Raw genomic sequence first — 25,784 nt, forward strand, 5'->3', positions numbered from 1 at the left:
GTGGGGCCTCAGCCCGTCTTGCGCTGGAACATCTGCTGCGTGGAGGTGGCCTCGGCGCCGTGCGTGCCGTGCACCTTCGAGTGGTCGCTGTGATCGGACACGTCCGTCCCCCCGTGCGATTTCTTCTTGTCGAGGGCCTCGCGAAACTTCCGCTTCGTCTCCTCGTCGGGACCTGGTGTCGTGCCGGCGGCGGTCATCTCGTCCTCCTCCCCCGGGCCGTGACCGGCCCGGGCATCGATTCTGGTGCCCCCACTGTCCCAGGCCCGCGCGCGGGTCACCAGGGATTTCCCCGCGACACGTGCCCCCGCTCACCTATCCCGTCCGGGCTCACCCAGCCGACATCGCGGACCAGGTGAGCCGGTCCGGCACGGTCCACGACGTGGACGGGGTCGAGCTTCCCGGGGTCTCCATGGGGCGCGGACCCACGGGTCTAGGCTGGCGGCGGTCGCCTCGACCACCACCATTCCAGCGTCTCCCCGAGAGGCCGGCATGCCGACCCACCGCCCGTTCCTCCGCTCGTCCGCACCGTCCCGGCCCGCCGTCGCCCCGGCGCTGGGCGCCGAGCCCGTCGGCACCGCCGCCCACGAGGCCGGGGTGGCGCGGCTCGTCCGCTCAGCCGAGGCCATCCCGCCGGGCGCGCCGGTGCGGCTCGCCAAGCGCACGTCCAACCTCTTCCGCCCGCGCGACGCGAGCCCGACCGGGCTGTCCGGGCTCGACGTCTCCGGCCTCACCGGGGTCGTCTCGATCGACCCCGACGCGCGCACCGCCGACGTCCAGGGCATGTGCACGTACGAGACGCTCGTCGCCGCGACCCTGCCGCACGGCCTCATGCCGCTCGTCGTGCCCCAGCTGCGGACGATCACGCTCGGCGGCGCGGTGACCGGCCTCGGGATCGAGTCGACGTCGTTCCGCCACGGCCTGCCCCACGAGTCCGTCCTCGAGATGGACGTGTTCACCGGCGACGGGCGCATCGTCACCGCCCGCCCCGACGGCGAGCACGCCGACCTGTGGGCCGGCATGGCCAACTCGTACGGCTCCCTGGGGTACTCGACGCGGCTGCGCATCGAGCTGCAGCCCGTGGGCCGCACGGTCCGCACCCGTAATGTCCGCTTCGACGACCTCGACGAGCTGTGCGCCGCGATCGGGCGGATCGTCGAGTCGGGGGAGTTCGAGGGCGCCCGCGTCGACGGGCTCGACGGCGTCGTCTTCTCGCCCGAGCAGGCCTACCTCGTCGTCGCCTTCTTCGAGGACGTCGCCGCCCCCGGCAGCGACTACACCGGCCAGGACGTCTACTACCGCTCCCTGCCGCGGTTCGACGCGGACCGCCTCACCGCCCACGACTACCTGTGGCGCTGGGACACGGACTGGTTCTGGTGCTCGAGCGCATTCGGCGCGCAGAACCCGACGATCCGCCGCCTGTGGCCGCAGCGCTACCGCCGCAGCGACGTCTACCACCGCATCGTCGGGCTCGAGAACCGCTACCACGTGGCCGCCCGCCTCGACCGGGCCCGCGGCCTGCCCGACCGCGAACGCGTCGTGCAGGACGTCGAGATCCCCCTCGAGAGGACCGCCGAGTTCCTGCGCTGGTTCGCGCGGGACGTCGGCATGACCCCGGTGTGGCTGTGCCCGCTGCGCCTGCGCGAGCCGGCCGGGCCCGGCTCGGCCCGGGAGTGGCCGCTCTACCCGCTGCGGGCCGGGCACACGTACGTCAACGTCGGGTTCTGGGGGACGGTGCCGATCGAGCCCGGCCGCGTCGACGGCGACGTCAACCGCCTCATCGAGGCGCGCGTAGGCGACCTCGGCGGCCACAAGTCCCTCTACTCCGACGTCTACTACGACCGCCCGGCGTTCGACCGCCTCTACGACGGCGTCGCCTACGCCGACCTGAAGGGTCGCTACGATCCCGACCACCGCCTGACCGACCTGTATACGAAGGTGACCGCACGATGACCGCCCTGCGCCCGCCGAGCCGCGTCCGCCCCGGATCCTCCGCCCCCGCCGAGCCCCGCCCCGGCCGAGCGTCCGCACCGGGTCGCATCACGGTCGGCGACATCATCACCACACTCACCGACGGGGATCTGCCGTTCCGCGTGACCGCGTACGACGGCTCCGACGTGGGCCCCGCGGACGCCGACATCACCATGCGCTTCGAGAACGAGCGGGCGCTGCGCTACGTGCTCACCGCCCCCGGCGACCTGGGGGTCGCCCGCGCCTACCTGCAGGACGACCTCACGCTCTCGGGCGTGCACCCCGGCGACCCCTACGAGATCTTCCGCCGCATCAAGCTCGAGACGCCGCTGCGGCGTCCCTCGGCGGCGGAGCTCGCCCGCCTCGCCCGGGGGCTGGGCTGGCGGTCGTTCACGCCGCCCCCGCCGCCGCAGATCGAGACGCTCCCGCGCTGGCGCCGCCACGCCGAGAGCCTGCGCGAGAGCTCCACCCGCCGGGCGGCCGCGATCAGCCACCACTACGACGTGAGCAACGCGTTCTACGAGCTCGTGCTCGGGCCGTCGATGGCGTACACGTGCGCGGTGTTCGCCTCCCCGCAGGAGTCCCTCGAGACGGCGCAGGAGCGCAAGTTCGAGCTCGTCGCCACCAAGCTGGCGCTGCAGCCCGGCATGCGGCTGCTCGACGTCGGTTGCGGGTGGGGCAGCATGGTCCGCCACGCGGCGAAGCACCACGGGGTGCGCGCGCTCGGGGTGACGCTCTCGAAGCAGCAGGCCGACTGGGCCCAGGCCGCCATCGAGCGCGACGGGCTCTCGCACCTGGCGGAGGTGCGATACATGGACTACCGCGACGCCCCCCTCGAGGCGTTCGACGCGATCAGCTCGATCGGCCTGACCGAGCACATCGGGGTCCGCCACTACCCGCAGTACTTCTCGGACCTCTTCGACCGGCTCCGGCCCGGGGGTCGGCTGCTCAACCACACGATCACCCGCACCGACGACCGCGCGAGCGCGAAGCCGCAGGCGTTCACCGACCGCTACGTGTTCCCCGACGGCGAACTCGCCGCGCCGGGCCTCCTCGCGCGGCGCGGCCACAACGCCGGGTTCGAGCTCCAGCACGAGGAGAACCTGCGGATGAGCTACGCGTACACGCTGCGCGACTGGTGCGCCGACCTCGTCGAGAACTGGGACGCGTGCGTCGCCGAGGTCGGCGAGCGGACGGCGCGCGTGTGGGGCCTCTACATGGCCGGGTCGCGAATGGCGTTCGAGGTCAACTGGCTGCAGCTGCACCAGTTCCTCTTCAGCAAGCCCGGCCCCGACGGCGCCCCCCTGTTCCCGCTGCGACCCGACTGGGACGCGAACGTCTGACCCGTCGCCTGCGCGACACCTCCCGCGAGAGGGGGCCGGTTGCCCCGGCGCCCGTGGGTAGCCCACGCCGGGCCGCCCGCGCCCTCGCCCGGCGCGTCGCACGATCCGGGCCGCGCTGGGCGCCATAGCATCTCGCGAATGGTGAGAGTGCTGCAGGTGGTGCTCGGGGTGGACGACATGAGCCGCGCCGTCGCGTTCTGGTCCGGCCTCCTCGGGCTGCGGGCCGAGGGGGAGGCCGGGCCGTGGTGGACGACGTTGACCTCGCACGACGGCTCGACGCGCCTCGGTCTCCAGCGCAGCACCGCGGAGTGCCAGGACTTCCCGCGCGTGCATCTCGACCTCGCCGCGGACGACGCCGCGGAGCAGGCGGCGCTCGCGCAGACGGCGGAACGGCTCGGCGGCGCCCGCGTCCACTGGCCGCTCTATCCCCCCGACCCCGACTTCGTCGTGCTCGCCGACACGGAGGGCAACCGCTTCTGCGTCGTCGACCTCTCGCGCGGCCGGGTGACCTGCGAGCGGTCGTCCCCCCTGGCCCGGACGGCGCGCAGACCCTAGGGTGCGGCCATGGCCATCGCCCGCTCCCCCGTCGTCATGCTCGACTGCCCCGACCCGAAGGTCCTCGCCGAGTTCTACGCCGCGTTGCTCGGCTGGGAGGTGGCCCCGGGCGACGAGTGGTGGTCGATCCGCTCCGAGGACGGCGGCGTGCTCGCCTTCCAGCGGGTGGAGGACTACCGGCCGCCGCGTTGGCCCGGCCAGGAGACCCCGCAGCAGATGCACATCGACGTGGACGTGGACGACCTCGACGAGGGCGAGGCCGCGGTCCTCGAGCTCGGCGCGACGCGACACGAGCACCAGCCGGGCACCTCGTTCCGGGTGTTCCTCGACCCCGCCGGCCACCCGTTCTGCCTCTGCCTGGCCTGACGAGGCGAGACCCGGCCGGGGAGTCGTCCGGGCTGCTTTCGTCCGGCACGCTGTGACGCACGCGCCACTCCTACCCGCCCAGGCGCCGCTCCCAGAAGATCCGTGTCGCCGATCCCGTACGCGGTCTCATCGTCCGGCGCGCATGGCGCGACTTCCGGCCCGGCGCGCGACGAGGGCGATCAGCGCGATCGCGGCGAGCATGACCCCGACGCCGAACAGGAGACCCCCGGTGTCTCGGCCGGTCTCGGCGGCGGCCGCGGGGTCGGCCTCGGCGGCGGCGGGGGCGACGTCCGCGGCGGGCATCGTCGGCACGACGAGGCCGCCGACGGGGCGCAGATCGTAGCCGCGGGCGTCCCGCGGCGAGGCGTAGGCGCTGTCGGTGCTCGTCACGAGCACGCGCCACCGGCTGCCGGCCTCGGCGGTGTAGACGCCGGCGGGCAGGTCGACGGTGACGTCGGTGGGTCGGCCGGGTGAGGTGCGCACCTGCACGGGCGCCGACAGCCGCACCGGGAGGCTCGGGTTCGCGCCGGTGAGCTGCCACAGCGAGACGTACAGGGTCGCCGACGAGGCGGTCGACGTCGCCGAGAGCCGCAGGCGGGGCGATCCGACGACGCGCGTGGCGGCCGGGACGGGGTTCGTGTCCCAGGCCGCCGACGCGCCGGGCAGGGCGGCGAGCCGGTAGGCGACGGCCCCGAGCCGGCCCGCGTCCTGGCCGAGGCCGGGCTGGGCGACGGTCGAGGCGGGCGCCGCGCCGGGTGGGGACGCGAGCCGGCGAGATCCGGGCGACGTGAACGTCCACGTCGTCGGGGTGGACGCGAGCCCCGGGTAGGCGGCGACGCTGTGCAGGGGCGCCGAGTCGCCGTCGCGCGTGGTGGGCCCCGCGTACGTGAACGCCGGCACGGGCAGTCCGTCGCGGGCACGGCCCTCGTCGGTCAGGTACCGCGCCAGCCAGGCGCGCGTGGCCTCCTGATCCGCCGCGGCCGTCGTGCTCAGGGCGTCGTGGCCGCCGTCGGTCCAGCGCACCGCCACCGGCGTCCCGGCCGCGGCGAGCTGCCGGTAGGTCGCGTCGGCGTGGTGGAGGGGGAACAGCGAGTCGGCCTCGCCCTGGATGAGCAGGGTGGGCGCGGTGATCCGCGCGTTGGTCGGCGCCGGGCTGTGGGAACGCAGCAGGGCGAGCAGGCCGGGTGTCGCCCGGCCCGCGTTCGCGGCGGGCAGGAAGACGCAGCAGACGGCCGGGGCGAAGCGGCCGCACCTCGACGCGTCGAGATCCGTGCCCGCGGACGTGCCGCCCGCATCCGCCCCCGCGAAGAACCGCGACCCCCAGACCTGCGCGAACGGCCCCGTCGTAGGGGCCGAGCCGACGGCCGACTGCGGGAACAAGGCGTCGGCGAGGTCGTGCCACGTGAGGGAGGGGACGATCGCGTCGACCCTCCGGTCCGCGCCGGCCGTCATGAGCGCGAGCGCCCCGCCGTACGAGACGCCGATCATGCCCACCCGCGGGTCGCCCGCCGCATCGAGCGTCACGTCGGGGCGTGCGGCGAGCAGGTCGAGGATTCTGCGGGCGTCGGCGATCTCGTAGGCCGGGTCGTCCAGGTGGATGTCGCCGCCCGACGCGCCGAACCCGCGGGCCGTGAACGTGAGGACCACGTAGCCGGATGCGGCGAGCGCGTCGGCCTCCGCCTGCCGGTCGTCCTTGGATCCCCCGAAGCCGTGCCCGATGACGACCGCCGGGTGCCGCGCCCCGCCCCCGGGCGAGCGCACGGTCGCGTCGAGGGCGACCGCCGTGCCGTCCGGTTCGGGGCCGACCCGGACGCGCAGGTCGGTCCGCGTCACGTCGTCCTGGGGTTGCGCCGCGGCGGCCGCGAGGCCACCGGCGAGCAGGAGTCCGCCCGCCAGCAGCGCCGCCGCCCGGGCCCGGAGCCGGGCCCTCACGCCGCGAGGGCGGGTCGACGGCGGACGCGGGGGTCGGGCAGGCGCATGGGCGTGAGTCTAGGAAGTTCGACTGCACGCCCCCGGCATCCCGAGCGGGGCCGCGACTCGGATGCTGGTGAGGCTCAGTGGGATCGGGCCGCTCGGCCGCCCGGCTCCGTGGCCGACCCGCCGTCGGCGCCGGCGAGCGAATCGAGGTGTGGACCCACGAGCGCGACGCTGTCGGGGACGAACTCCCAGGCCGGGTCCGACAGGCGCGCGCGCAGCTCGTCGAGCGTCAGCCACTCCCCCGACTCGACCTCCTCGGGCTGCAGGTCGAGCGGACCGTCGTACGTCGCGTCGTAGAGGAACGCGACGTACGTCGTGTGCGCGTCGGCGTACTCGGCGACGCCGAGGCGCCGCAGCAGCACCCCCGAGACCCCGAGCTCTTCCTCGACCTCGCGGGCGGCGGCGACGTCGGGGTGTTCCCCGGCCTGCAGCACCCCGCCGGCGCAGAAGTCGTACAGGCCGGGATAGACGTCCTTGGTCACGGTGCGCCGGTGCACGAACACCCGCCCCGCGGAGTCCCGCACGATGACCCCGGTACCCCCGTGGCGCAGATTCTCGGCCCGCACCCGCGACCGCGGCGCGGTCCCGATCACCCTCCCGTGCTCGTCGTAGAGGTCGACGATCTCGTCGGCAGACATGCACAGCACGGTACCGAGAGGCCTGCGGTCAGCCGCCGGAGGGGCGGGCGAACCCGGCGGCCTGGCGGGCGATCTCGAGTTCCTCGTCGGTGGGCACGACGAGGACCGTGACGGCGGAGTCGTCCGCGGAGATGACCCCGTCGCCGGCGGCGTTGCGCGCCTCGTCGAGTCGGATGCCGAGGAACTCGAGCCCGGCCAGGGAGTCCCACCGGACGCGCGGGGAGTTCTCACCCACGCCCGCGGTGAACGCGACGGCGTCGAGGCCGCCCATCGCCGCCGCGTACGCGCCCACGTACCGGCGCAGGCGATAGGTGTAGACCGCGAGCGCGAGCGCCGCGTCGGCCTCGCCGGCGTCGGCCGCCTTCGTCACGTCGCGCATGTCGTTGGAGCCGCACATCCCGAGCAGCCCCGACTTCTTGTTGAGCAGCGTGTCGAGGGCGTCGACGTCGAGGCCCGCGACGCGGTGCAGGTGGAAGAGGATCGCCGGATCCAGGTCGCCGGAGCGGGTGCCCATGACGAGCCCCTCGAGTGGGGTCATGCCCATCGACGTGTCGACCGGGACCCCGCCCACGACGGCCGAGGCCGACGCCCCGTTGCCGAGGTGCAGCACGATCGTGCGCAGGTCGTCCCGTCCCAGCCGCTCCGCGACCTGCGCGGAGACGTACTTGTGCGACGTCCCGTGGAACCCGTAGCGGCGGATGGCGTACTGCTCCGCCGTCGCCGCGTCGATCGCGTACGTCGCGGAGTGGTCGGGCAGGTCGTGGAAGAAGGCGGTATCGAAGACGGCGACGTGCGGCACCTGCGGCATGAGCTCGCGGGCGACCCGGATGGCCGCGAGGTTCGGCGGGTTGTGCAGCGGCGCGAGGGAGGCGAGGCGGTCGATCTCGGTCTCGAGGGCGTCGTCGACGAGCCGGGGCCCGTCGATCGCCTTCCCGCCCTGGACGACCCGGTGCCCGACGGCGACGATGCCCGCCTCCGACAGCGACGGGCCGACCTCCTCGAAGACGTCGAGCACGGCCTGGAGCCCCTCGCCGTGATCGTCGTACTCGCCCCGGCGCGTCGTCGTCTCCTCTCCCACGCGGTGGGTCAGCTCACCACCGGCCTGGCCGATGCGCTCGAGCAACCCCTTGGCGGACACCTCCCGCGTGTCGGGGTCGAGGAGCTGGTACTTGATCGACGAGGAGCCGGCGTTGACGACGAGGACGGTGCTCATGGCACCATCCTCGCCGCTGCGGCCCCCACGTGGTCAGCTACCGCCCGGGCTCGTCGCCGCCGGCGTCCCGACCGACGCCCGCGGCTCCTGCGGGAAGAGCCGGACGAGGATGTCGCTCATCGAGACGACCCCCGCGGGCAACCCGCGCCGGGTGACGACGGCGAGGTGGTGGCGCGACTCCCGCATCGAGGCCAGGGCCTCGTGCAGCGGCTGCGCCGCGTCGAGGACGAACGGCTCCCGCACGATGGGCGTGATCCGGGCCGACGGAGCGAGGTCGACGGTGTCGCGGACGTGCACGACGCCGACGACGCGCCGCCCCCGTCGGACGAGGACGCGCATGTGCCCGCTGGCCAGCGTGACCTCCTGCACGTCCTTCGCGGTCGCGCTCTCCGGCACCGACGAGGCGCTCCGGTCCGGCCGCAGCAGGTCGCCGAGCGTGAGCTCGCGCAGCTCGAGGGCGCTCTCGATCGCGGCCTGGTAGCTCGCGTCGAGGGTGCCCTGGTCCGCGGAGTGCTCGACGAGCTGGCGCAGCTCGTCGGCGTCGTGGCCGGCGGACAGCTCGTCCACGGGCTCGACCCCGGCCTTGCGGACCAGCCAGTTCGCGGCGCCGTTGAGCGCGACGAGCAGCGGGCGGGTCACGGTCATGAAGGCCCGCATCGGCAGCGCGAGCATCATGGCCGACTTCTCCGGGTGCGCGATCGACCACGACTTCGGCATCATCTCGCCGACGACGAGGTGCAGGAACGTCACGAGCACGAGGGCGAGGACGAACGCGACGACGTCCGCGGCACCGAGCGGCAGGCCCAGGTCGGTCATGAGGGGCGTGAGCGCGTGGTGCACGGCCGGCTTCGTGATCGCACCCAGGGCGAGGGTGCAGACGGTGATGCCGAGCTGGCTGCCCGCGAGGAGCAGCGTGAGGTCGGCCGAGTTGCGCAGCGCCGCGCGGGCGGCCCGGGACCGCGGGGCGGCGTCCTCGAAACGGTGCTTCTTGGCCGCCATGAGCGAGAACTCGACGGCGACGAAGAACGCGGACAACGCGATGATCGCGATCGTCACGAACGTGGTGAGCAGGCCGCTCATCGGTCCTTCTCCTCGCTGTCGACGGGGCGGGCCACGACCGTGGCTCCGCCCTCCGGGGCCGGGCGCCCGGCGTGCGAGCCGTCCGGGCCGTCCGCTTCGATCGAGCCCGCGGAGCCGTCCGACGCCGGCTCCGCCTCTGCCTCTGCCTCTGCCTCCGACGGCGAATGGGACTCCGACTCCGCATCGGAGGCATCCTCGAACGGCCGGGGTTCGGAGTCGGGCAGCGTCAGCCGCAGCCGCGACGGCACGTAGTTGTCGACCTCGAGCACCTCGGCGCGCAGGCGGCGCACCTCCGGCTCGTCGTCGGTCAGCAGGTCGTCGGGGTCCACCGGCAGCGGGATGTCAACGACCGCCCCCGGCTCGGGCAGGGCGCCGTGCGTGGCCATGACGAGGCCGGCGATCGTCTCGTACTCGGCCCGCGGCAGGTCGACCCGCAGGGCGCGCTCGACCTCGTCGAGGTGGACCTCGCCGGCCGTGAGCCACACGCCGTCGTCGTAGACGGGCTCCTCGTCGGCGTCGTCGGGGTCGTGCTCGTCGGTGATCTCGCCGACGATCTCCTCGGCGAGGTCCTCGATGGTGACGATGCCGTCGAAGCCGCCGTACTCGTCGACGACGCAGGCGAGCTCCTTGCGGCTCTCGCGCAGCTGCGCGAGGGCGTCGGGCAGCGCCATGTACGGGGAGAAGACGAGCGCGTCGCGGACGTGGGTCGACACGGGGTCGGTGCAGTCGGCGGGCAGGCGCAGGAGGTCGATGAGGTTGGTGACGCCGAGGATCCGGTCGTCGTCGTCGAGCACCGGGTAGCGGGTGTGGCCGCCGCTCATGAGGTGACGCACCTCCGCGACCGTGTCGTCACCGCGGACGACGCTGACGCGGGCGCGCGGGATCATCGCGTGCTCGACGTCGCGGCGCGGGAAGTCGATGATCCGGTCGAGCATCTCCGACAGCTCGGGCGACATCGTGCCGCTGTCGCGGGAGGCCTCGACGACGTGCTCGAGGTCGCGCGCCGAGGCGGCGTGCTCCACGTCGTGGACCGGCTCGATGCGCAGCAGCCGCAGGAAGCCCTCGGCCGCCTTGTCGAAGACCCAGATGACCGGGCCGAAGACGGTGAGGTAGATCTTCGTGGACCGCGACAGCCACGGCGCGACGGTGTCGGCCCGCGCGATCGAGTAGTTCTTCGGGAACAGCTCGCCGAACAGCATCTGCACGATCGTCGAGAAGATGAGCGCGATGGCGCCGCCGAACGCGACGGCCCACCCCGTCGACGACCCGCCGAGCAGGTCGGCGACGGCGACGCCGATGAGGGGCTCGGCCACGTAGCCGACGAGCAGGCCCGTCACCGTGATGCCGAGCTGGGCGCCCGAGAGCATGAACGAGGTCCGCCTCGTGATGGTGAGGGTGCGTTCCGCAGCGTCGTCGCCCTGGGCGGCCCGGCTCGCGAGCCGCGACCGGTCGACCGCCATGTAGGCGAACTCCTGGGCCACGAAGTAGCCGGTGAAGGCCGTGATGACGACGACGATGAGCACGCCCAGCAGGATCGAGAGCAGTGCGCTCACGCGCTGACACCTCCCCGGCTGGCGTCAGCGGGGCCGGGATGGTCGGATGGGTCCGTCATGGGGCGGGCGTGCTCCTTGTCGTGGGTACGGGGGTTCGACGCCCGGCCGTCGCGCCGGGTTCCCGGCTCGCGCGCGGCCGGGTGCGTCCCACTCATTGTCCCCGACCACTCCGCGGGTGCGCGCTCGTGGGGCCGACGTGGACGACGGCGTCGGTCAGCCGGGGCAGGGCCTCGAGCAGGTGCGCCTCGGCGTGGTGGGCGATCTCGTGGCCCTGCGCGAGCGAGAGGTCGTCCGCGACGGTGACGTCGACCTCCCCGTGCATCGTGTGCCCGATGCACCGCAGCCGCAGGTCGCGGACCTCGACGACGCCGTCGACGCTCCCGACGGCCGCCCGGCCCTCGCGCACGAGGCGGGGGTCGACCGCGTCGAGCAGTCGGCTGCCCACCTGGACCGCGGCCGACCGGAGGACGCCGAGGATCGCGACCGCGATGGCGAGCCCGACGACGGGATCCGCCCAACCCCACCCGAGCGCGACCGCGCCCGCGCCGAGGACGACGGCGAGGGAGGTGAACCCGTCGGTGCGCGCGTGCAGCCCGTCCGCGACGAGGGCCGCCGACCCGATCCGGCGGCCCACCCGGATGCGGAAGCGGGCGACGAGCTCGTTCCCGACGAACCCGATCACCCCTGCCCCGGCCACCGCCCAGAGGTACGACACGTCCTGCGGGTGCAGGAGCCGGTCGACGGCCTGCCAGGCCGCCATCGCGCTGGACAGGGCGATCATGAGCACGACGAACGCCCCTGCGAGGTCCTCCGCGCGTCCGTATCCGTAGGTGAACCGGTCGTCGCGGGGTCGTCGCGCCAGCCGGAAGGCGATGAGCAGCGGCACGGCGGTCAGCGCGTCGGCGACGTTGTGCAGCGTGTCGCCGAGGAGCGCGACCGACCCCGTCAGGGCGACCACCGCCGCCTGCAGGAGCGCGGTGACGCCGAGCGCGGCCAGGCTGATCCACAGCGCGCGCCTCCCCCGTTCGTCGGCCTCGAGCGCCTCGTCGACCTGGTCGGCGGTGTCGTGGGAGTGTCCACCGACGAGGTCCGACGCCGCGTGCCGCACCCGCCCCCACCAGCCGGTCTGCGCGTGGTCGTGCCCGGGCCCGTGGGTGTGGCCGTGCGTGTGGTCGTGGCCGTGGTCGTGGTCGTGCCCATGCCCGTGGTCGGACGCCTCGTCATCGCCGGGGTGACGGCCCTGCGGCTGCCCCGGACCGCCCGTCGTGCCCGTCCGGTGCGTCATGACGTCCCCTCGGTCGTGCGGTGGTGGGCCGGGACGTCGTCGAGGAGGTGCTCGACGTGCCCGATGGTGTCGACGACGAGCTGACGGACGTGACCGTTCTCGACGCGGTAGAGCACGGAGGTGCCCTGCTTGCGCGCGGTCACGAGCCGGGCCATCCGCATCTTCGCGAGGTGCTGGGACACGGCGGGGACGGGCTTGCCGAGCGCCGTCGCGAGCTCGGAGACCGCTCGCTCGTCGTCCAGCAGGAGGCCGGCGAGCTGGAGGCGGGTGGGGTCGGCGAGCATCCGCAGCACCTCCACGGCCAGCGTGACGACGTCGTCCGGCCACACCGGACTCGCTTGCTTACTTGCATGCATGCGCAAATAATACACGAGGAGCCGTGCGGCTCCGCTCGTCGCGGCAGGCGTGGGAGGGGACGTCCCCACCCACGTCCTGATCGCGGTCGGCGCGCCCGAGCGTCGCGGCACGGCCGAGGGCCGCCGGCGTCATGCCGACGGCCCCCGATCGGGCAGGACTCAGCTCACTCGTTGTCGCCGCCGGTGACCGCGGACGCCTGCGGCCCGCCGACGGACGTGCCGGTGTCGCCGACGTCGGACCACACCCATCCGCTCACCTCGGGGATGTCCTCACCGTGCTCGCGGGCGTACATGCGCGCCTCGAGCCGCTTGTCCTGCATGCGCTGGCGCAGCAGGGCCGCGCGGGAGCCGAGGCCGGGCGTGCGGTCGATGACGTCGATGACGAGGTGGTACCGGTCGAGGTCGTTGAGCATGACCATGTCGAACGGCGTCGTCGTCGTGCCCTCCTCCTTGTACCCGCGCACGTGGATGTTCCCGTGCCCGTGGCGCCGGTAGGTGAGCCGGTGGATGAGCCAGGGATAGCCGTGGTAGGCGAAGATCACCGGCTTGTCGGCGGTGAAGATCGTGTCGAAGTCGCGGTTGCTCAGTCCGTGCGGGTGCTCCTTCTCGTCCTGCAGCCGCATGAGATCGACGACGTTGACCACGCGCGTCCGCAGCTCGGGGAGCTCCTCGCGCAGGATCTTCGCGGCCGCGAGCACCTCGATCGTCGGGATGTCGCCCGCGCAGGCGAGGACGACGTCGCAGTCCTCCGACTCGCCGTCGGACTCGGTGCCGGCCCACTCCCAGATGCCGAGGCCGCGCGTGCAGTGCCTGATCGCGTCGTCCATCGACAGCCACGTCGGCCCCGGCTGCTTGCCGGCGACGACGACGTTGATGTACTGCGTCGTCCGGAGGATGTGGTCGTACGTCGACAGCAGCGTGTTCGCGTCCGGCGGCAGGTAGACGCGGACGATGTCGGCCTTCTTGTTGACGATGTGGTCGATGAACCCCGGGTCCTGGTGGCTGAACCCGTTGTGGTCCTGGCGCCACACGTGACTCGAGAGCAGGTAGTTGAGCGAGGAGATCGGGCGCCGCCACTCGATGTGGTTGGTCACCTTGAGCCACTTGGCGTGCTGGTTGACCATCGAGTCGACGATGTGGATGAACGCCTCGTAGCTGCTCATGAGGCCGTGGCGACCGGTGAGCAGGTACCCCTCGAGCCAGCCCTGACACTGGTGCTCCGAGAGCATCTCCATGACCTTGCCGACCCGACTCATCGGGTCGCCCTTGTCGGCGTCCTCGTACTGGGCGACCCACTGCTTGTCGGTCACCTCGTACACGCCGCCGAGCCGGTTGGACGCCGTCTCGTCGGGGCCGAAGATCCGGAAGTTCTCGGGGTTGGCCCGCATGACCTCCGCGAGCCAGTTGCCGAGCACGCGCGTCGCCTCGGCGATGGTGTCGCCCGGCTTCTTCACCTCGACGGCGAACTCGCGGTAGTCGGGCAGGCGCAGCGGGTTGCGCAGGATGCCGCCGTTGGACTGCGGCACCGCGCCCATCCGCAGGTCGCCGCTCGGCGCGAGGGAGGCGATGTCGGCGAGCAGCCGGCCGTCCTCGTCGAACAGCTCGTCGGCGCGGTAGGACCGCAGCCAGTCGTCGAGGTTCTTCAGGTGCTCCTCGGTGTCGCGGGCGCTCGCGAGCGGCACCTGGTGGGAGCGCCAGTGCCCCTCGGTGACCTTTCCGTCGATCTCCTTCGGCCCGGTCCAGCCCTTGGGGTGCTTGAAGACGATCATCGGCCAGCGCGGGCGCTCCACGTCCTGCGGCCCGCGCTGCGCGGCGTCGGCCTTGATGGCGGCGATCTCGTCGAGCACCTCGTCGAGCAGCTCCGCGAAGCGGCGGTGGTAGGACTCCGGCTCCTCGTCGTCGAAACCGGCCTCGAAGAAGAACGGCTTGTGCCCGTAGCCCGTCATGAGCGCCCCGAGCTCGTCGTCGCCGATGCGGGCGAGGACGGTCGGGTTCGCGATCTTGTAGCCGTTGAGGTGCAGCACCGGCAGCACGACGCCGTCCGTGGCGGGGTTCATGAACTTGTTGCTGTGCCAGCTCGTCGCCAGCGGCCCGGTCTCGGCCTCGCCGTCGCCGACGACGGCGAATACGAGCAGGTCGGGGTTGTCGAGCGCCGCACCGTACGCGTGGCTGAGGGCGTAGCCGAGCTCGCCGCCCTCGTGGATGGAGCCGGGCGTCTCGGGGGCGACGTGGCTGGGGATCCCGCCGGGGAAGCTGAACTGCTTGAACAGCTTCTGCAGGCCCGCCTCGTCCTGCGAGACGTCGTGGTAGGTCTCGCTGTACGTGCCCTCGAGGTAGGTGTTCGCCACGAGACCGGGGCCGCCGTGACCGGGGCCCGTGACGTACAGCGTGGGCTGCGAGCGCTCCGCGACGGCCCGGTTGAGGTGCGCGTACAGGAAGTTCAACCCCGGCGTCGTGCCCCAGTGCCCGAGCAGGCGCGGCTTGACGTGCTCGCGCTGCAGCGGACGGCGCAGCAGCGGGTTGTCGAGGAGGTAGATCTGCCCGACGGACAGGTAGTTCGCGGCCCGCCACCATTTGTGGATGCGCGCGAGCGCGTCGTCGTCGAGGGCGGGGGCGCCGCGCTCGGAGCGGGCGGGCCAGGTCGTGCCGGTGTCCGTGGTCATCGCTGTCCTCTCGTGGGGCATGACGTTGCCGTTACCGAAGTGCACCGGCGGGCGACGCTGCCCGCCTCACCACTCGCGTACCCACGTCGTCGGAGGACACACGGCGGCGGGCACCACGCTAGGGCCCGCCCGCGCCGCCCGGCTCGGGCACAAGGTCCCGCGCCCGGCCGCGGCGCCGAGGACATCACGCGGCGACCAGCACGCACCGACCACCAGGCGTCGGCGAAGGGCACCGCGCGACGCGGGTCAGATCTGCACCCAGGACCCGTCGCCGCCGGTGTCGAGGTCGAACGGCGTGCCCTGGTAGACGCAGTGGTTGAGCCAGTTGGAGTAGAGCAGGAACGCGTGGGAGCGCCACGTGACGAGGGGGTTGCCGGCGGGGTCGTCGCCGGGGAAGTAGTTGTGCGGCACCTGGATCCGCAGGCCGCGGGCGACGTCGCGATCGTACTCGGCCCGCAGGGTGTCGCGCTCGTACTCGGGGTGCCCGGTGACGTAGATCTGGCGGCCGTCGTCGGTGGCAGCGAGATACACCCCGGCGTCGGGAGAGGTGGCGAGGACCCGCACGCCGGGCACCGCCTCGACGTCCTCCGCCCGCACCTCGGTGTGGCGCGAATGCGGGGCGGGGAAGACCTCGTCGAACCCCGACAGGATCGGTGCCCGCGGGTCGAGCACCTGGTGCGCGAAGATCCCGAACATCTTGGCCGGCAGCTCGTACTTCGGCACGCCGTGGTGGTGGTAGAGGCCCGCCTGCGCGCCCCAGCACACGTGCATCGTCGACCACACGTGCTCGCGGCTCCAGTCGAGGATCTCGACGAGCTCACCCCAGTAGTCGACGTCCTCGAACGGCAGGAGTTCGACGGGGGCGCCGGTGATGACGAGGCCGTCGAAGCGCTGTGAGCGCACCGCGTCGAACGTCGTGTAGAAGCTCTCGAGGTGCTCCGGCGGGGTGTTGCGCGACTCGTGGGTCCCCATCCGCAGGAGCGTGATCTCGACCTGGATCGGCGAGTTGCCGAGCAGGCGCAGCAGGTGCGTCTCCGTCGCGATCTTCGTCGGCATGAGGTTGAGGATCGCGATGCGCAGGGGGCGGATGTCCTGGTGCTGCGCCCGGTCGCGGGACATGACGAAGACGTTCTCGTCCTGCAGCACGCTGCGGGCGGGCAGCTCCCGGGGGATGTTGACCGGCATCGATCCGTCCTTCCAGCTGTCGGCGCGGCGTCGTCGCGGCCCGTCCGGAGTCCGTGTCCCGGCACGACGTCCTGCGGCTCGGCGCGGGGGCGGGCTGCGCACCGACCATTCTCGCGGGTCGGCCCGGCCCGCGGGTCAGCGGGCCAGCGCGGTCCCGATCCGCTCGACGATCTGTTCGAGGATCGGCCGCGGGGTCGCGAAGTTGAGGCGCGCGAAGCCCCGGCCGGCGTCGCCGCACGCCTGCCCGGGCGTGAGCGCGATCCGGGCGTTGCGGCGCAGGGCGGCGGCGGGGTCGTCGCGCAGGGGGGTGTCCCGGAAGTCGAGGAGGGCGAGGTAGGTGCCCTCCGGCTCGCGGTAGCCCACGCCCGGGGCGTGCCGCGCGAGCAGCTCGGTGAGGGCGCGGCGGTTCCGGTCCAGGTAGCCGAGGATGTCGTCGAGCCACGGCTCCCCGGCGTCGAAGGCGACGGTGTTGGCGACGAGCCCCGGCAGGGAGGCGCCCTGCCCGACCCAGCGGCCCTCCCGCGGCCAGCGCGCGAGGTCGTCGGGGTTGGTGAACACGAGCTGGGCGCACTTCAGGCCGGGCAGGTTGAACGTCTTCGACGCGCTCGTGCCGGTGATCGTGTGGGCGGCGGTCCGCTCGTCGAGCGACGCGTAGGGGATGTGGGTGTGCCCGGAGTAGACGAGCGGGGCGTGGATCTCGTCGGCGAAGACCCTGCCGCCCTTGGCCTCGACGACGTCCGCCACCGCGAGCAGCTCCTCGCGCGTGAGCACCCGCCCGATGGGGTTGTGGGGGTTGCACAGGACGAGCAGCTCGCCGCCGTCGTCGAACGCCGCCGCGAGCGCGTCGAGGTCGTAGACGTAACGCCCCTGCTCGCCGCCCTCCCGGGCCATCGGCACCTGGATGATGCGACGCCCGTGCCAGTCGGGCAGGAGGAGGAAGGGCATGTAGGCGGGGGTCGGGACGATGACGGCCGAGCCGGGCGTCGTGTAGGAGTCGATGACCGCGGCCATCCCGGCGAGCACGTCGGCGACCGGACGCACCGTTCCCGGGTCGACCTCCCAGCCGAACCGGCGCGACATGAACCCGGCGAACGCCCGGCCGAGGTCGGCCTCGACGGGGGCGGGCGTGTACCCGAACCGGGCCCCGTCGACCACCTCGTGCAGCGCCGCCGTGATGGGCTCGGCCACCCCGAAGTCCATCTCGGCGATCCACGCCCCGATCACCTCGGGGTCGGCGACCCACTTGAGCGACCCGGCGGAGCGGACGGAGTCGACGGTCAGGGCGTCCAGGCGGGAGGCGACATCGGCGGCAGACATGTGCTCATGTTCTCGCATCCACCTCGAGCCCGGACGCCTGACGTCGAGCCGGCGGAGGAGTGACTCCAGGGGGTCGCCGCAGAGCAGGAGGCCGTCGGACCGCCAGGACTCGAAGAGGGGCTCCCCCGCCGCAGCGGTTCGCCGCAGATCGTCCTCCGTCGTCTCGAACCACGACAGCGAATTTCCGGTCCACGACCAGACAGCGGTCTCCAGATCCGCCAGCTGCGTGGTCCAGACGACGGATTCCTCGTCGTCGAGGTGGGGCGGGCGCACGACGAGAACATCGATATCGGATTCGGGGCCCGCCTCACCACGGGCCGCCGACCCGAAGAGCGAGGCGTGGCGACAGGGGATGCGCCACTCCTCCATGCGGCAGGCGAGCCTGGCACGCAGGACGCCGGTTCCGTCGATGAGCTCGAGGATTCCCGGCACGAGGAGGTGATCTCGGTTCAAGCGGTACAGGTTGGCGCTGCCCGCCGGATGAACGTGCACGATCCCTTGGCGCGCCAGGCGTTCCAGCGCCGTCGCAATGGCCACGTGGCTGCCGCGGCGAGCGAGCCGGGCGACCTGACGCCCCGTGAGCGCGGACTCGGTTCGGGCCAGCACCGTCAGCGCTTCGGCCTCGAGGGAGGGGGAGATGCTGCTCAACGGGTGCGACAGATCCATGACCTCAGTTTGGCAGGTATTCCTTCCGCATGGAAGGAAATGTTTCCACTAGTGCCCGTGCGCACCGCTCGGTCTCACTCTCGGCGCCCACACTCATGGACGGGCGGAAGCCGCCGGCGGTACGGGGTCGCCGGCTGCGGCGAGCCGTTCGACGCTGTCCAGCAGGAGGCCGAGCGCGAACTCGAGCCCGTCGTCCGGGCTCTCCTCGACGTCGTAGGCCCCCGCCTCCCACGTCGCGAACATCATCGGGAACCGTTGCGCGTCGAAGTGGCTCGTCCAGAAGCCGGAGCGCGCCTCCCAATAGCCGTCGTACGAGACGCCGGTCCGCGCGGCCTCGACCCGGTCGGCGACCTCGCCGCGGGCCAGCCCGAAGACCGTCGACTCGAGCAGCGACGACACCCGGACCGCCCTCGCGTACGGCAACCCGGCGACGTGCCCGATCGCGAGCTGGTCCTCGCTCACGTCGAGAACATTCGGCCCCAGGGGCAGCCGCCACAGGTTGGCGTGGATGAGCCACGGGTGACGCCGGTACATCGCGAGCGCCTCCCGGGCGTGCCCGGCGTACCGCTCCCGCCATGGCAGGGACACGTCGGGGCGCGCGCGGTCGCCGTAGGCGCGGTCGACCATGAGCTCGAACAGCTCGTCCCTGCCGGGCACGTACGTGTACAGCGACATCGCGCCGACGCCGAGGTGCCGGGCCAGCCCGCGCATCGAGAGCGCCTCGAATCCGTCCGCGTCGGCGAGTCCCACGGCGGCCTCGACGACCTGGTCGAGGGTCATCTTCTGGCGCGGCCCCCGACCCGCCGGCCCGGGCGGGCTCCACAGCAGGTCGATGACGCGACGGCCCTCCGGGGTCCCCCCGACGGGGTCCTGGGTGCTCGGCTCGGCGCCCGCGTCAGAGGTGGCCTGGTGCGCGTCGGACTTCGCCATCTCGTCTCCTCGGATATCCGGTCGGATTTCGGTACAGCGTACGGCTTGTGCACTCCGTACGACGTACGGTATGGTCATCGACATAAGCTTGTACGGCGTACGGAGAGGAAATACCGTGATCAGAGCCGAATCCCTGACCAAGCACTTCACCAGCGGAAAAGAGACCGTGGAGGCCGTCCGCGGCATCGACCTGGAGGTCGGCGCGGGCGAGCTCGTCGCGTTCCTCGGGCCCAACGGGGCGGGCAAGTCGACAACCCTGCGGATGCTGACGAGCCTCATGCCGCCGACGTCGGGCCGGGCCACCGTGGCGGGTCTCGACGTGACGACCGACCCGGCCGGCGTGCGCTCGCGCATCGGTTACATCGGGCAGAAGGACGGCGCGGGCCACAACTACCGCGTCCTCGACGAGCTGCGGATGCAGGGGCGCTCCTACGGCCTCGACAAGGCCACCACCCGCGCGCGCTGCGACGAGCTCATGACCACGCTCGACCTCGCCGGGCTGGAGATGCGCAAGGTCAGCACCCTCTCGGGCGGCCAGAAACGCCGGCTCGACATCGCGCTCGGCCTCATCCACGCGCCCGGCCTGCTGTTCCTCGACGAGCCGTCGACCGGCATGGACCCGCAGAACCGGGCCCACCTGTGGGAGCACATCGCCCGCCTGCGGCAGGAGTGGGGCACGACCATCGTGCTGACGACCCACTACCTCGAGGAGGCCGACGCGATGGCCGAGCGGGTCGTCGTCATCGACCACGGCCGCATCATCGCCGACGACACCCCCGCCGCCCTCAAGGACGAGCTCGCCGGCGACCACATCACCGTCACCGTCGCCGCCGACGACTCGACCGCCACCCGCGGGGTCCTCGAGCGGGTCGGCACCGACGTCACCCCCGAGCGCAGCGGCGACGCCGCGCGCCTCGGCGTGCGCGTGCGCCAGGGCCCGAGCGTGCTGCCCGGCCTCCTCGCCCGCCTCGCCGCCGACGGCATCGAGGTGCGCGCCGCCACCCTGCGGCAGCCCACCCTCGACGACGTCTTCCTCACCCTGACCGGCCGCAGCCTGCGCGAAGGAGCCGATGCCGCATGAGCACCCTGACCACCACCCGAGAGACCCCGACCCCCCTGGCGCACCGCCAGAACGGCCTCGCCGACATCGCCGCGGTCTGGCAGCGCGAGACGCTGACGATCCTGCGAGACCCGTTCTCCCTGATCTTCTCGCTGCTCCAACCGCTCGTGTTCCTCGGCCTGTTCGCGCCGCTGCTCGCGGGCGTCTCCGGCGCCGGGTCGGGTGCGACGCTGCAATGGTTCCTGCCGGGCGTCGTCGTCATGATCACCATGTTCGGCACGTCGATGACCGGCTCGAACCTCCAGTTCGAGATCATGACCGGCGCGTTCGAACGCATCCTCGCGACCCCGCTGTCGCGGTCGTCGCTGCTCGTCGGGCGCGCCCTCAAGGAGCTCACGCCGCTGCTCGTGCAGGCGATCGTCGTCGTGCTCGTCGCGTGGCCGTTCGGGTTCCGGCTCCACCCCGCCCACATCGCGGTGGGCCTGGTCATCCTCGGCGTCTTCGGCGTCGGCATCGGCGCGCTGTCGTACGCCCTCGCCATCGCGGCCCGCAAGTCGGAGTGGATCTTCTGGGCCGTGCAGCAGACGCTCCTCTTCCCGCTCCTCATCCTCTCGGGCATGATGCTGCCGCTCGACACGGGCCCGGAGTGGATGCGGATCGCCGCGCGGTTCAACCCGCTCACCTACGTCGTCGACGCCGAGCGCGTGCTGTTCGCCGGCTCGGTCGACGGCACCGTCGTGGGCGGCGCCGTCGCCGCGGCGCTGACCTGCGCCGTCGGGCTCGCCGTCGGCATCCGCGCGATCCGGACCGGGGCCTTCTGAGCACACGAACGACAAGCTCGGCCAAGATTCGGACACGAAGTGGACTGTGGGCGGGTTCGCTCGCCGATAGTGAGGACATGCAGGCGGATCGCATCGCCGCGGGAACGGCCCGCGGCGAGACCGGGGACGGCGGCGCCGGCGAGGGGGCAATACCCCACGTCGCGGCGCCCGTCGTCGCGCACCCACACGTCTCGCTGCGCGCGGGCCTCCACGCCGGGCTGGGCCTCGAGGAGCCGGCCGGCCCCGACCGGCGCGCCTTCCTGCGCGCCGCCGTGCTGCTCGGCTCGATCGGGGTCGGCAGTGTCGCGATCGAGCAGACCGTGTCGCGCAAGGTCCGCCTCGAACGGGGCCGGCTGCGCAGCCGGTTCCTCCCCGGCCGGCCGCTGGAGTGGCGCGTCGCGGTCCCCTCGCGGCCCACGGGGCTCGTCCTTGCGTTCCACGGCAAGGGCGGCACGTCCAACGTGTGGTTCGACGTGCTCGACGCGGCGCGGATCGCGCGGCGCACCGGCCTCGCGGTCGCCGCGATCGACGGCCTCAAGTCGTACTGGCACCCGCGCCGCGACTCCGACGCGACGACGATGATCACCGACGAGTTCCTGCCCCTGCTCGCGGACCGGAAGCTGCCCACCGACCGCATCGGCCTCACGGGCGTCTCGATGGGCGGCTACGGCGCGCTGTACCTCGCGAGCGCGCTCGGCCCCGAGCGGGTCACGGGGGTGGCGACGATGAGCGCGGCCCTGCGCTGGCGGTACGGCGACACCTCCGCCGGCGCGTTCGACGACGAGGCCGACTTCGAGGCCCACTCGATCTTCGCCCGCACCGACCTCCTGCGCACCATCCCGATCTCCTTGTGCTGCGGGCGGTCCGACCGGTTCATCCGGGGCAACGAGGCTCTCGCCCGGGTGCTGCCCCACGCCGAGTCGACGTTCGACGTCGGCGGCCACACCACGGACTACTGCAAGGCCCACTGGCTGGGACAGATGGAGTGGCTCGCCGAACGGGCGTGACCCTCGGTCCGCGGTCGCGAAACGAAATGCGGGGGACGCGGCGCATGAACGGCGCGCCGCGCTCGGGAGGGGCCGGCAGGGCGCATCCGAGGGCGGTCGTTCCCCTCGTGCGACCCCTCGTGCGGCGGTGGCCACGGCGGCCGCGGCCCCTGAATTCCGCGGCCGCCGAGTCCCCCCACCTGCCAGGACCGCCGCGCCGGACGTGGTGCTCAGGTCCTGGTCGAGCGGTCTCGGGCCCAAGTCTGACGAGCAACCACCCCGGGCGACACGGCAGACCCTGCCCCGAGCGGGCAGCTCGACACGGCCCGCACGGTCCGAGGCGTGAGACGCCACGACAGACCGGAGCAGGCCGAAGACGTCCGGCCGTTCGTGACATCCCACGATGTGGGCGCCACCGCCCGGTGAGGCACTGACCGAGCCGTGACGTCGCCGCGACCTTGGATCACAGGGGAAGATGAGGGGCATGTCGACACCGGACCCGTCCTCCGGCCCGCAGCCCACGCCCCCGCCGAGCGCGGACCCCAAGGCGCCGGCGCGAGCCCACGGCGGCCCGCTGCCGCCCCCCGCGCCGGGGCGTCCGGTGCGCATGCGCCGGCCCGGCCCCCTCCCGCCGGGCACCACGTTCGTCGTCGCCTACGCCGACGAGGAGTACCCCTTCCGCGACGGCTCGTGGGGGCGCTTCGGTCGCGACGACCTGCGCTGCCAGATCCCCGTGTGGGAGCAGGTCCGGGGCACGTCGCTGTCCCGGGTCGCGGGCGAGCTGTGGTGCGCGCAGGGCGAGCTGTGGGTGCGCAACGTCTCCACCAATCACGAACTCACGGTGGTGGGGTCGGTGGGCCGCCCGCAGACGCTGCCGCCGCGCCGGCCCGACGAGCGAGGCTGGGCCTGCACGGTTCCCGGCCGTTCGGCCGAGATCAGCGCCCCGAGCACCGGGGAGTGGGTCATCCTCGCGCGCCAGGTCGAGCCCGACCTCGACGGGCCGGGCGACGCGGGGGGCGAGCCCGAGGCCGAGGCGATGACCGGGCCGAGCACCCTCGCGATGGCGCTGCTGCCGCCCGCCCTGCGCCCGGTCGCCGTAGAACTGTGCGCCCCCATGGTGCTCGCCGGTGACCCACCCGCCACGTACGACGAGATCGCCGCCCGGCTCGACGTGTCGAAGCGGCAGGCCCGGCGGTACGTCGACAAGCTGTGCGACTTCTACACCGACGCCCTGCGCCACCACCCCGAGACGACGACCGCGGGGCGCCCGCACTACGTGCCCGTGGCCGAGCTCCTCGTCGGCCTGCGCCGCGTCACCCGCGAGGACGTGCTGCGCGAACGCGCCCGCCGCGAACGCGAGCGCGTCGCCGCGCCCCCCGACCCGGCCTGAGCACCGCCGACGGGCGGCCCGCCCTGTCGAGGCCGCCCCGTCGGCCCGTCGCGCGCGCCGGGGGTGGCGGGAATCCCGGACACGGTCCGCCCCGCCTCGTCGAGACGAACGTCAGCGCGCCAGCGCGAAGACCCCGCCGACGACCAGAGCGGACACGACCGCCCCGAGGACGACCTGCCCGAGCGTGTGGCGGCCCGCGCGCACCCGCGCCCACCCGAGGGCCGGGACGAGCGGAGTCAGGGCGAGGCAGACGAGGGCCGGCACCCCGTCGAGCGCGAGCACCACGAGGACGGCCGCGAGCACCCCGACGTGGAAGGACGCCTTGACGACCCGGGTGAGCGCGGTCATGACGGCGACCCCGGCGAGGATCGCCACGACGAAGGCCGTGACCGGCCCGGGCGCCCCGGCGACGAGGAGGACCCCGACCCCGACGGCCACGGACGCGATCGCGACGAGCAGGGGGGCGTGCCGCTGCTCGCGGACGACGAGGGTCCGGTCGCTCGCCCGGCCGCGGCGCACCGTCCAGGCGAGGGCCGCCTCGGGCGCGCCGGCGCAGAAGACGATCGCGACGACCGCCCAGCCCACGCCCGGCAGGATGCCGGCCCCGTCGCGGATCGTTGCCCGCACCGCCACGACGAGGAGGGCGAACGGCACGATCACGAGCGGGTCGAGGACGGCCGAGACGCGATCGGCCCACCGCGACGGCACCCGCGCCGCCAGGCGGGCGAGGTCGGGGTGCTGATCGCTCACGTCCCCACTCTTCCACCGACGCCGCCGACGCCGGCCCACTCAGCCGACCGACGACGAGACGGCAGCCCGGTGGGGGCCGTGGCTCCCACCGAGCCGCGGCCGCTCGACGCGTGAGCCCACCCGCAGCCGACGTGACGACGAGACGGCAGCCCGGTGGGGCCGTGGCTCCCACCGAGCCGCGGCCGCTCGACGCGTGAGCCCACCCGCAGCCGACATGACGACGAGACGGCAGCCCGGTGGGGCCGTGGCTCCCACCGAGCCGCGGCCGCTCGACGTGTGAGCCCACCCGCAGCCGACGTGACGACGAGACGGCAGCTCGGTGGGGCCGTGGCTCCCACCGAGCTGCCGTCTCACCTGCCTCGTGGTGCGTCCGGTCGCCCCGGGCCCCCTCCTGCCCGGGGCGACCGGGCGACTGCCGTCCGCACCGCGTCCAGTCCCCACCTGCCCCGCGGCGGCCGGGAGCAGGTCTGCGCGACCCCCGGTCGCCCGGCGGCACCCCCGCGGCCGACCCGCGTCGGCGCGGGTTCAGACGTACGCGGCGACGATCCGGCCGGTTCCCCGGTAGGGGAAGCGCTTCGCCCCCACGACCCACGGCGTCGCACCGGCGCGCCGGTTCATCGCGTCCACGTAGCGCGAGGGGTCGAGGTCCTCGCCGGGAATGGCGATGACGCGCACCCCGGCCGGGCGGGCCCGGCTGACCCAGTACCCGTCGAGGGCGACCAGGTGGTACGGCACGGTGGTGCCGTTCCCCGCCTCCCGCGGGCGCTGGACGAGCACGGCAGAGCCGCGGACGCCGATGGCGCGGGTGCCACCGTTGCCCCAGAAGGTGACGGGGCGCCGGGTCGGCGCGGTCGCCGAGACGATGGACACACCGCCGGAGTCGCAGCAGCCCGAGCCGACCGCGAGCTGGGCCTCGGACACCCAGCCGGCGACGTTCATGCCGCCCACCTCGGCCTGTGGCGAACCGTCCGACCCCACCGGGAACGGCTGCGCCATGAGGGTCTTGACGAGCCGACCGTCGCGCCGGATCACCCGGACCGCCTCGAGGCCCCGGCCGTCGCCGTCCCCGTCGGGCGAGAGGACCGTGACCGCGACCGTGCGCGCCGACGGCGAGACGCGCACGCTCGTGGCGTACGGCAGGACCCGGTGGGCGCCGGCGGCGTCGTAGCGGACGAGGACCGTGCCGTACTGCCCCGGCAGGCGCCGGTCGGCGACCACGGCCCAGACGCTGCCGTCGGAGGCCACGTCGACGTCCCGGAACGGTTCCTGCCAGTCGCTCGCCCGGCCGCTCGCGAGGACCTTGACGACCTTGCCGGTCCGGCGGGACACGAGCTGCAGGGTGCGCCGGGTGCCCGAGGAGGCCACGGCCGCGTACACGGTCGAGGACCGGTCGACCCGCGCCGCCGGCGCCGAGACGGGCTGCGAGGCGGGCTGCGAGGACGACGGTGCCGCGGCGGAGGGGGCCGCGCCGGCCGCCGGGGCGGCCTGGGCCGGTGCCGCGGCGAGCCCCGACGCGGCGAGGGTGAGGACGGTGAGCAGTCCGAGGCCGCGGCGTCGACGCGAGGCGGGTCCGCGGCCGGGGCGAGCGTGGGTTCGAAGGGTTCGCCGGGGGGTCGAGCCTGCGCCGGCGACGGACGCGTCTGGCCTGTTCATGCCGCACATCCTCACCACCTCCGGCGCTG

General features: G+C 73.4%; 22 protein-coding genes. 8 read left to right on the forward strand and 14 right to left on the reverse strand.

All coding sequences use genetic code 11. The features are described 5' to 3' along the window. Positions 1–8: 8 nt before the first annotated feature. Positions 9–197, reverse strand: coding sequence for a DUF5302 domain-containing protein (locus ICW24_RS03045; protein ID WP_226344206.1), 189 nt, complete (start codon positions 195–197; stop codon positions 9–11). A 292-nt stretch (positions 198–489) separates the two neighbouring features. Here ICW24_RS03045 and ICW24_RS03050 point away from each other — a divergent pair, with 292 nt between their 5' ends. The 4 genes from ICW24_RS03050 (at position 490) to ICW24_RS03065 (ending at position 4,232) form a co-directional block, all read left to right on the forward strand. After that, positions 490–1,950: an FAD-binding oxidoreductase gene (locus tag ICW24_RS03050; protein ID WP_226344207.1), complete on the forward strand. Its 1,461-nt coding sequence runs from the start codon at positions 490–492 to the stop codon at positions 1,948–1,950. Further along, complete coding sequence (locus ICW24_RS03055) at positions 1,947–3,311, forward strand: class I SAM-dependent methyltransferase (RefSeq protein ID WP_226344208.1); 1,365 nt, start codon at positions 1,947–1,949, stop codon at positions 3,309–3,311. Before ICW24_RS03050 ends, ICW24_RS03055 begins: the two co-directional genes overlap by 4 nt. A 138-nt stretch (positions 3,312–3,449) precedes the next feature. Further along, positions 3,450–3,866, forward strand: a complete 417-nt coding sequence (locus ICW24_RS03060; RefSeq protein WP_226344209.1) for a VOC family protein — start codon at positions 3,450–3,452, stop codon at positions 3,864–3,866. Positions 3,867–3,875: 9 nt separating this feature from the next. Then, positions 3,876–4,232 (forward strand): VOC family protein, encoded by a 357-nt coding sequence (locus tag ICW24_RS03065; protein ID WP_226344210.1) that lies wholly within the window; start codon positions 3,876–3,878, stop codon positions 4,230–4,232. A 126-nt stretch (positions 4,233–4,358) separates the two neighbouring features. Here the strand turns inward: ICW24_RS03065 and ICW24_RS03070 are convergent, their stop codons facing one another. The 11 genes from ICW24_RS03070 to ICW24_RS03125 all read right to left on the reverse strand — a co-directional run bounded on the left by ICW24_RS03070 (position 4,359) and on the right by ICW24_RS03125 (position 19,095). After that, positions 4,359–6,164: an alpha/beta fold hydrolase gene (locus ICW24_RS03070; protein WP_226344211.1), complete on the reverse strand. Its 1,806-nt coding sequence runs from the start codon at positions 6,162–6,164 to the stop codon at positions 4,359–4,361. Between the two features lie 122 nt (positions 6,165–6,286). Further along, positions 6,287–6,847: an NUDIX hydrolase gene (locus tag ICW24_RS03075; protein ID WP_226344212.1), complete on the reverse strand. Its 561-nt coding sequence runs from the start codon at positions 6,845–6,847 to the stop codon at positions 6,287–6,289. A 28-nt stretch (positions 6,848–6,875) separates the two neighbouring features. After that, on the reverse strand, positions 6,876–8,060 hold the full coding sequence (locus ICW24_RS03080; protein WP_226344213.1) for an acetate/propionate family kinase: 1,185 nt from the start codon (positions 8,058–8,060) through the stop codon (positions 6,876–6,878). Between the two features lie 33 nt (positions 8,061–8,093). Further along, positions 8,094–9,140, reverse strand: coding sequence for a CNNM domain-containing protein (locus ICW24_RS03085; RefSeq protein ID WP_226344214.1), 1,047 nt, complete (start codon positions 9,138–9,140; stop codon positions 8,094–8,096). Beyond that, positions 9,137–10,693, reverse strand: a complete 1,557-nt coding sequence (locus tag ICW24_RS03090) for a hemolysin family protein (RefSeq protein ID WP_226344215.1) — start codon at positions 10,691–10,693, stop codon at positions 9,137–9,139. The genes ICW24_RS03085 and ICW24_RS03090 overlap by 4 nt, the downstream gene beginning before the upstream one ends. A gap of 151 nt (positions 10,694–10,844) precedes the next feature. Further along, positions 10,845–11,978, reverse strand: a complete 1,134-nt coding sequence (locus ICW24_RS03095) for a cation diffusion facilitator family transporter (RefSeq protein WP_264176053.1) — start codon at positions 11,976–11,978, stop codon at positions 10,845–10,847. After that, positions 11,975–12,334 carry an ArsR/SmtB family transcription factor gene (locus tag ICW24_RS03100; RefSeq protein ID WP_226344216.1) on the reverse strand — a complete coding sequence of 120 codons (360 nt, stop codon included), beginning with the start codon at positions 12,332–12,334 and terminating at the stop codon, positions 11,975–11,977. The genes ICW24_RS03095 and ICW24_RS03100 overlap by 4 nt, the downstream gene beginning before the upstream one ends. A 164-nt stretch (positions 12,335–12,498) precedes the next feature. After that, the gene (locus ICW24_RS03105) at positions 12,499–14,997 is read right to left on the reverse strand and encodes a phosphoketolase family protein (RefSeq protein ID WP_226344217.1); all 2,499 of its coding nucleotides are present in this window, start codon (positions 14,995–14,997) and stop codon (positions 12,499–12,501) included. A 246-nt stretch (positions 14,998–15,243) separates the two neighbouring features. Further along, positions 15,244–16,182 (reverse strand): homoserine O-acetyltransferase MetA, encoded by a 939-nt coding sequence (metA, locus tag ICW24_RS03110; RefSeq protein ID WP_226344218.1) that lies wholly within the window; start codon positions 16,180–16,182, stop codon positions 15,244–15,246. Between the two features lie 135 nt (positions 16,183–16,317). Continuing rightward, positions 16,318–18,165: an aminotransferase class I/II-fold pyridoxal phosphate-dependent enzyme gene (locus tag ICW24_RS19570; RefSeq protein WP_307781283.1), complete on the reverse strand. Its 1,848-nt coding sequence runs from the start codon at positions 18,163–18,165 to the stop codon at positions 16,318–16,320. A 93-nt stretch (positions 18,166–18,258) separates the two neighbouring features. Further along, positions 18,259–19,095 (reverse strand): TetR/AcrR family transcriptional regulator, encoded by an 837-nt coding sequence (locus ICW24_RS03125; RefSeq protein ID WP_226344219.1) that lies wholly within the window; start codon positions 19,093–19,095, stop codon positions 18,259–18,261. A 115-nt stretch (positions 19,096–19,210) separates the two neighbouring features. On the opposite strand from ICW24_RS03125, the gene ICW24_RS03130 reads away from it, so the two are divergent. From ICW24_RS03130 to ICW24_RS03145, 4 genes are all read left to right on the forward strand, one after another. Then, entirely contained in the window at positions 19,211–20,176 is a 966-nt protein-coding gene (locus ICW24_RS03130; protein ID WP_226344220.1) for an ABC transporter ATP-binding protein, read from the forward strand. Beyond that, positions 20,173–20,976 carry an ABC transporter permease gene (locus tag ICW24_RS03135; protein WP_226344221.1) on the forward strand — a complete coding sequence of 268 codons (804 nt, stop codon included), beginning with the start codon at positions 20,173–20,175 and terminating at the stop codon, positions 20,974–20,976. The genes ICW24_RS03130 and ICW24_RS03135 overlap by 4 nt, the downstream gene beginning before the upstream one ends. 77 nt (positions 20,977–21,053) lie before the next feature. Beyond that, positions 21,054–21,983 (forward strand): alpha/beta hydrolase-fold protein, encoded by a 930-nt coding sequence (locus ICW24_RS03140; protein ID WP_226344222.1) that lies wholly within the window; start codon positions 21,054–21,056, stop codon positions 21,981–21,983. 463 nt (positions 21,984–22,446) lie between these two features. After that, the gene (locus tag ICW24_RS03145) at positions 22,447–23,352 is read left to right on the forward strand and encodes a hypothetical protein (protein ID WP_226344223.1); all 906 of its coding nucleotides are present in this window, start codon (positions 22,447–22,449) and stop codon (positions 23,350–23,352) included. Between the two features lie 111 nt (positions 23,353–23,463). Here ICW24_RS03145 and ICW24_RS03150 read toward each other — a convergent pair whose 3' ends face one another. Then, a complete protein-coding gene (locus ICW24_RS03150; RefSeq protein ID WP_226344224.1) occupies positions 23,464–24,102 on the reverse strand; it encodes a hypothetical protein in 639 nt (212 codons plus the stop codon). A 525-nt stretch (positions 24,103–24,627) separates the two neighbouring features. After that, positions 24,628–25,755 carry a hypothetical protein gene (locus tag ICW24_RS03155; protein WP_226344225.1) on the reverse strand — a complete coding sequence of 376 codons (1,128 nt, stop codon included), beginning with the start codon at positions 25,753–25,755 and terminating at the stop codon, positions 24,628–24,630. Positions 25,756–25,784 lie beyond the last annotated feature (29 nt).

Origin of the sequence: Agilicoccus flavus, assembly GCF_014857905.1 — a bacterium.
Classification (GTDB): domain Bacteria; phylum Actinomycetota; class Actinomycetes; order Actinomycetales; family Dermatophilaceae; genus Agilicoccus; species Agilicoccus flavus.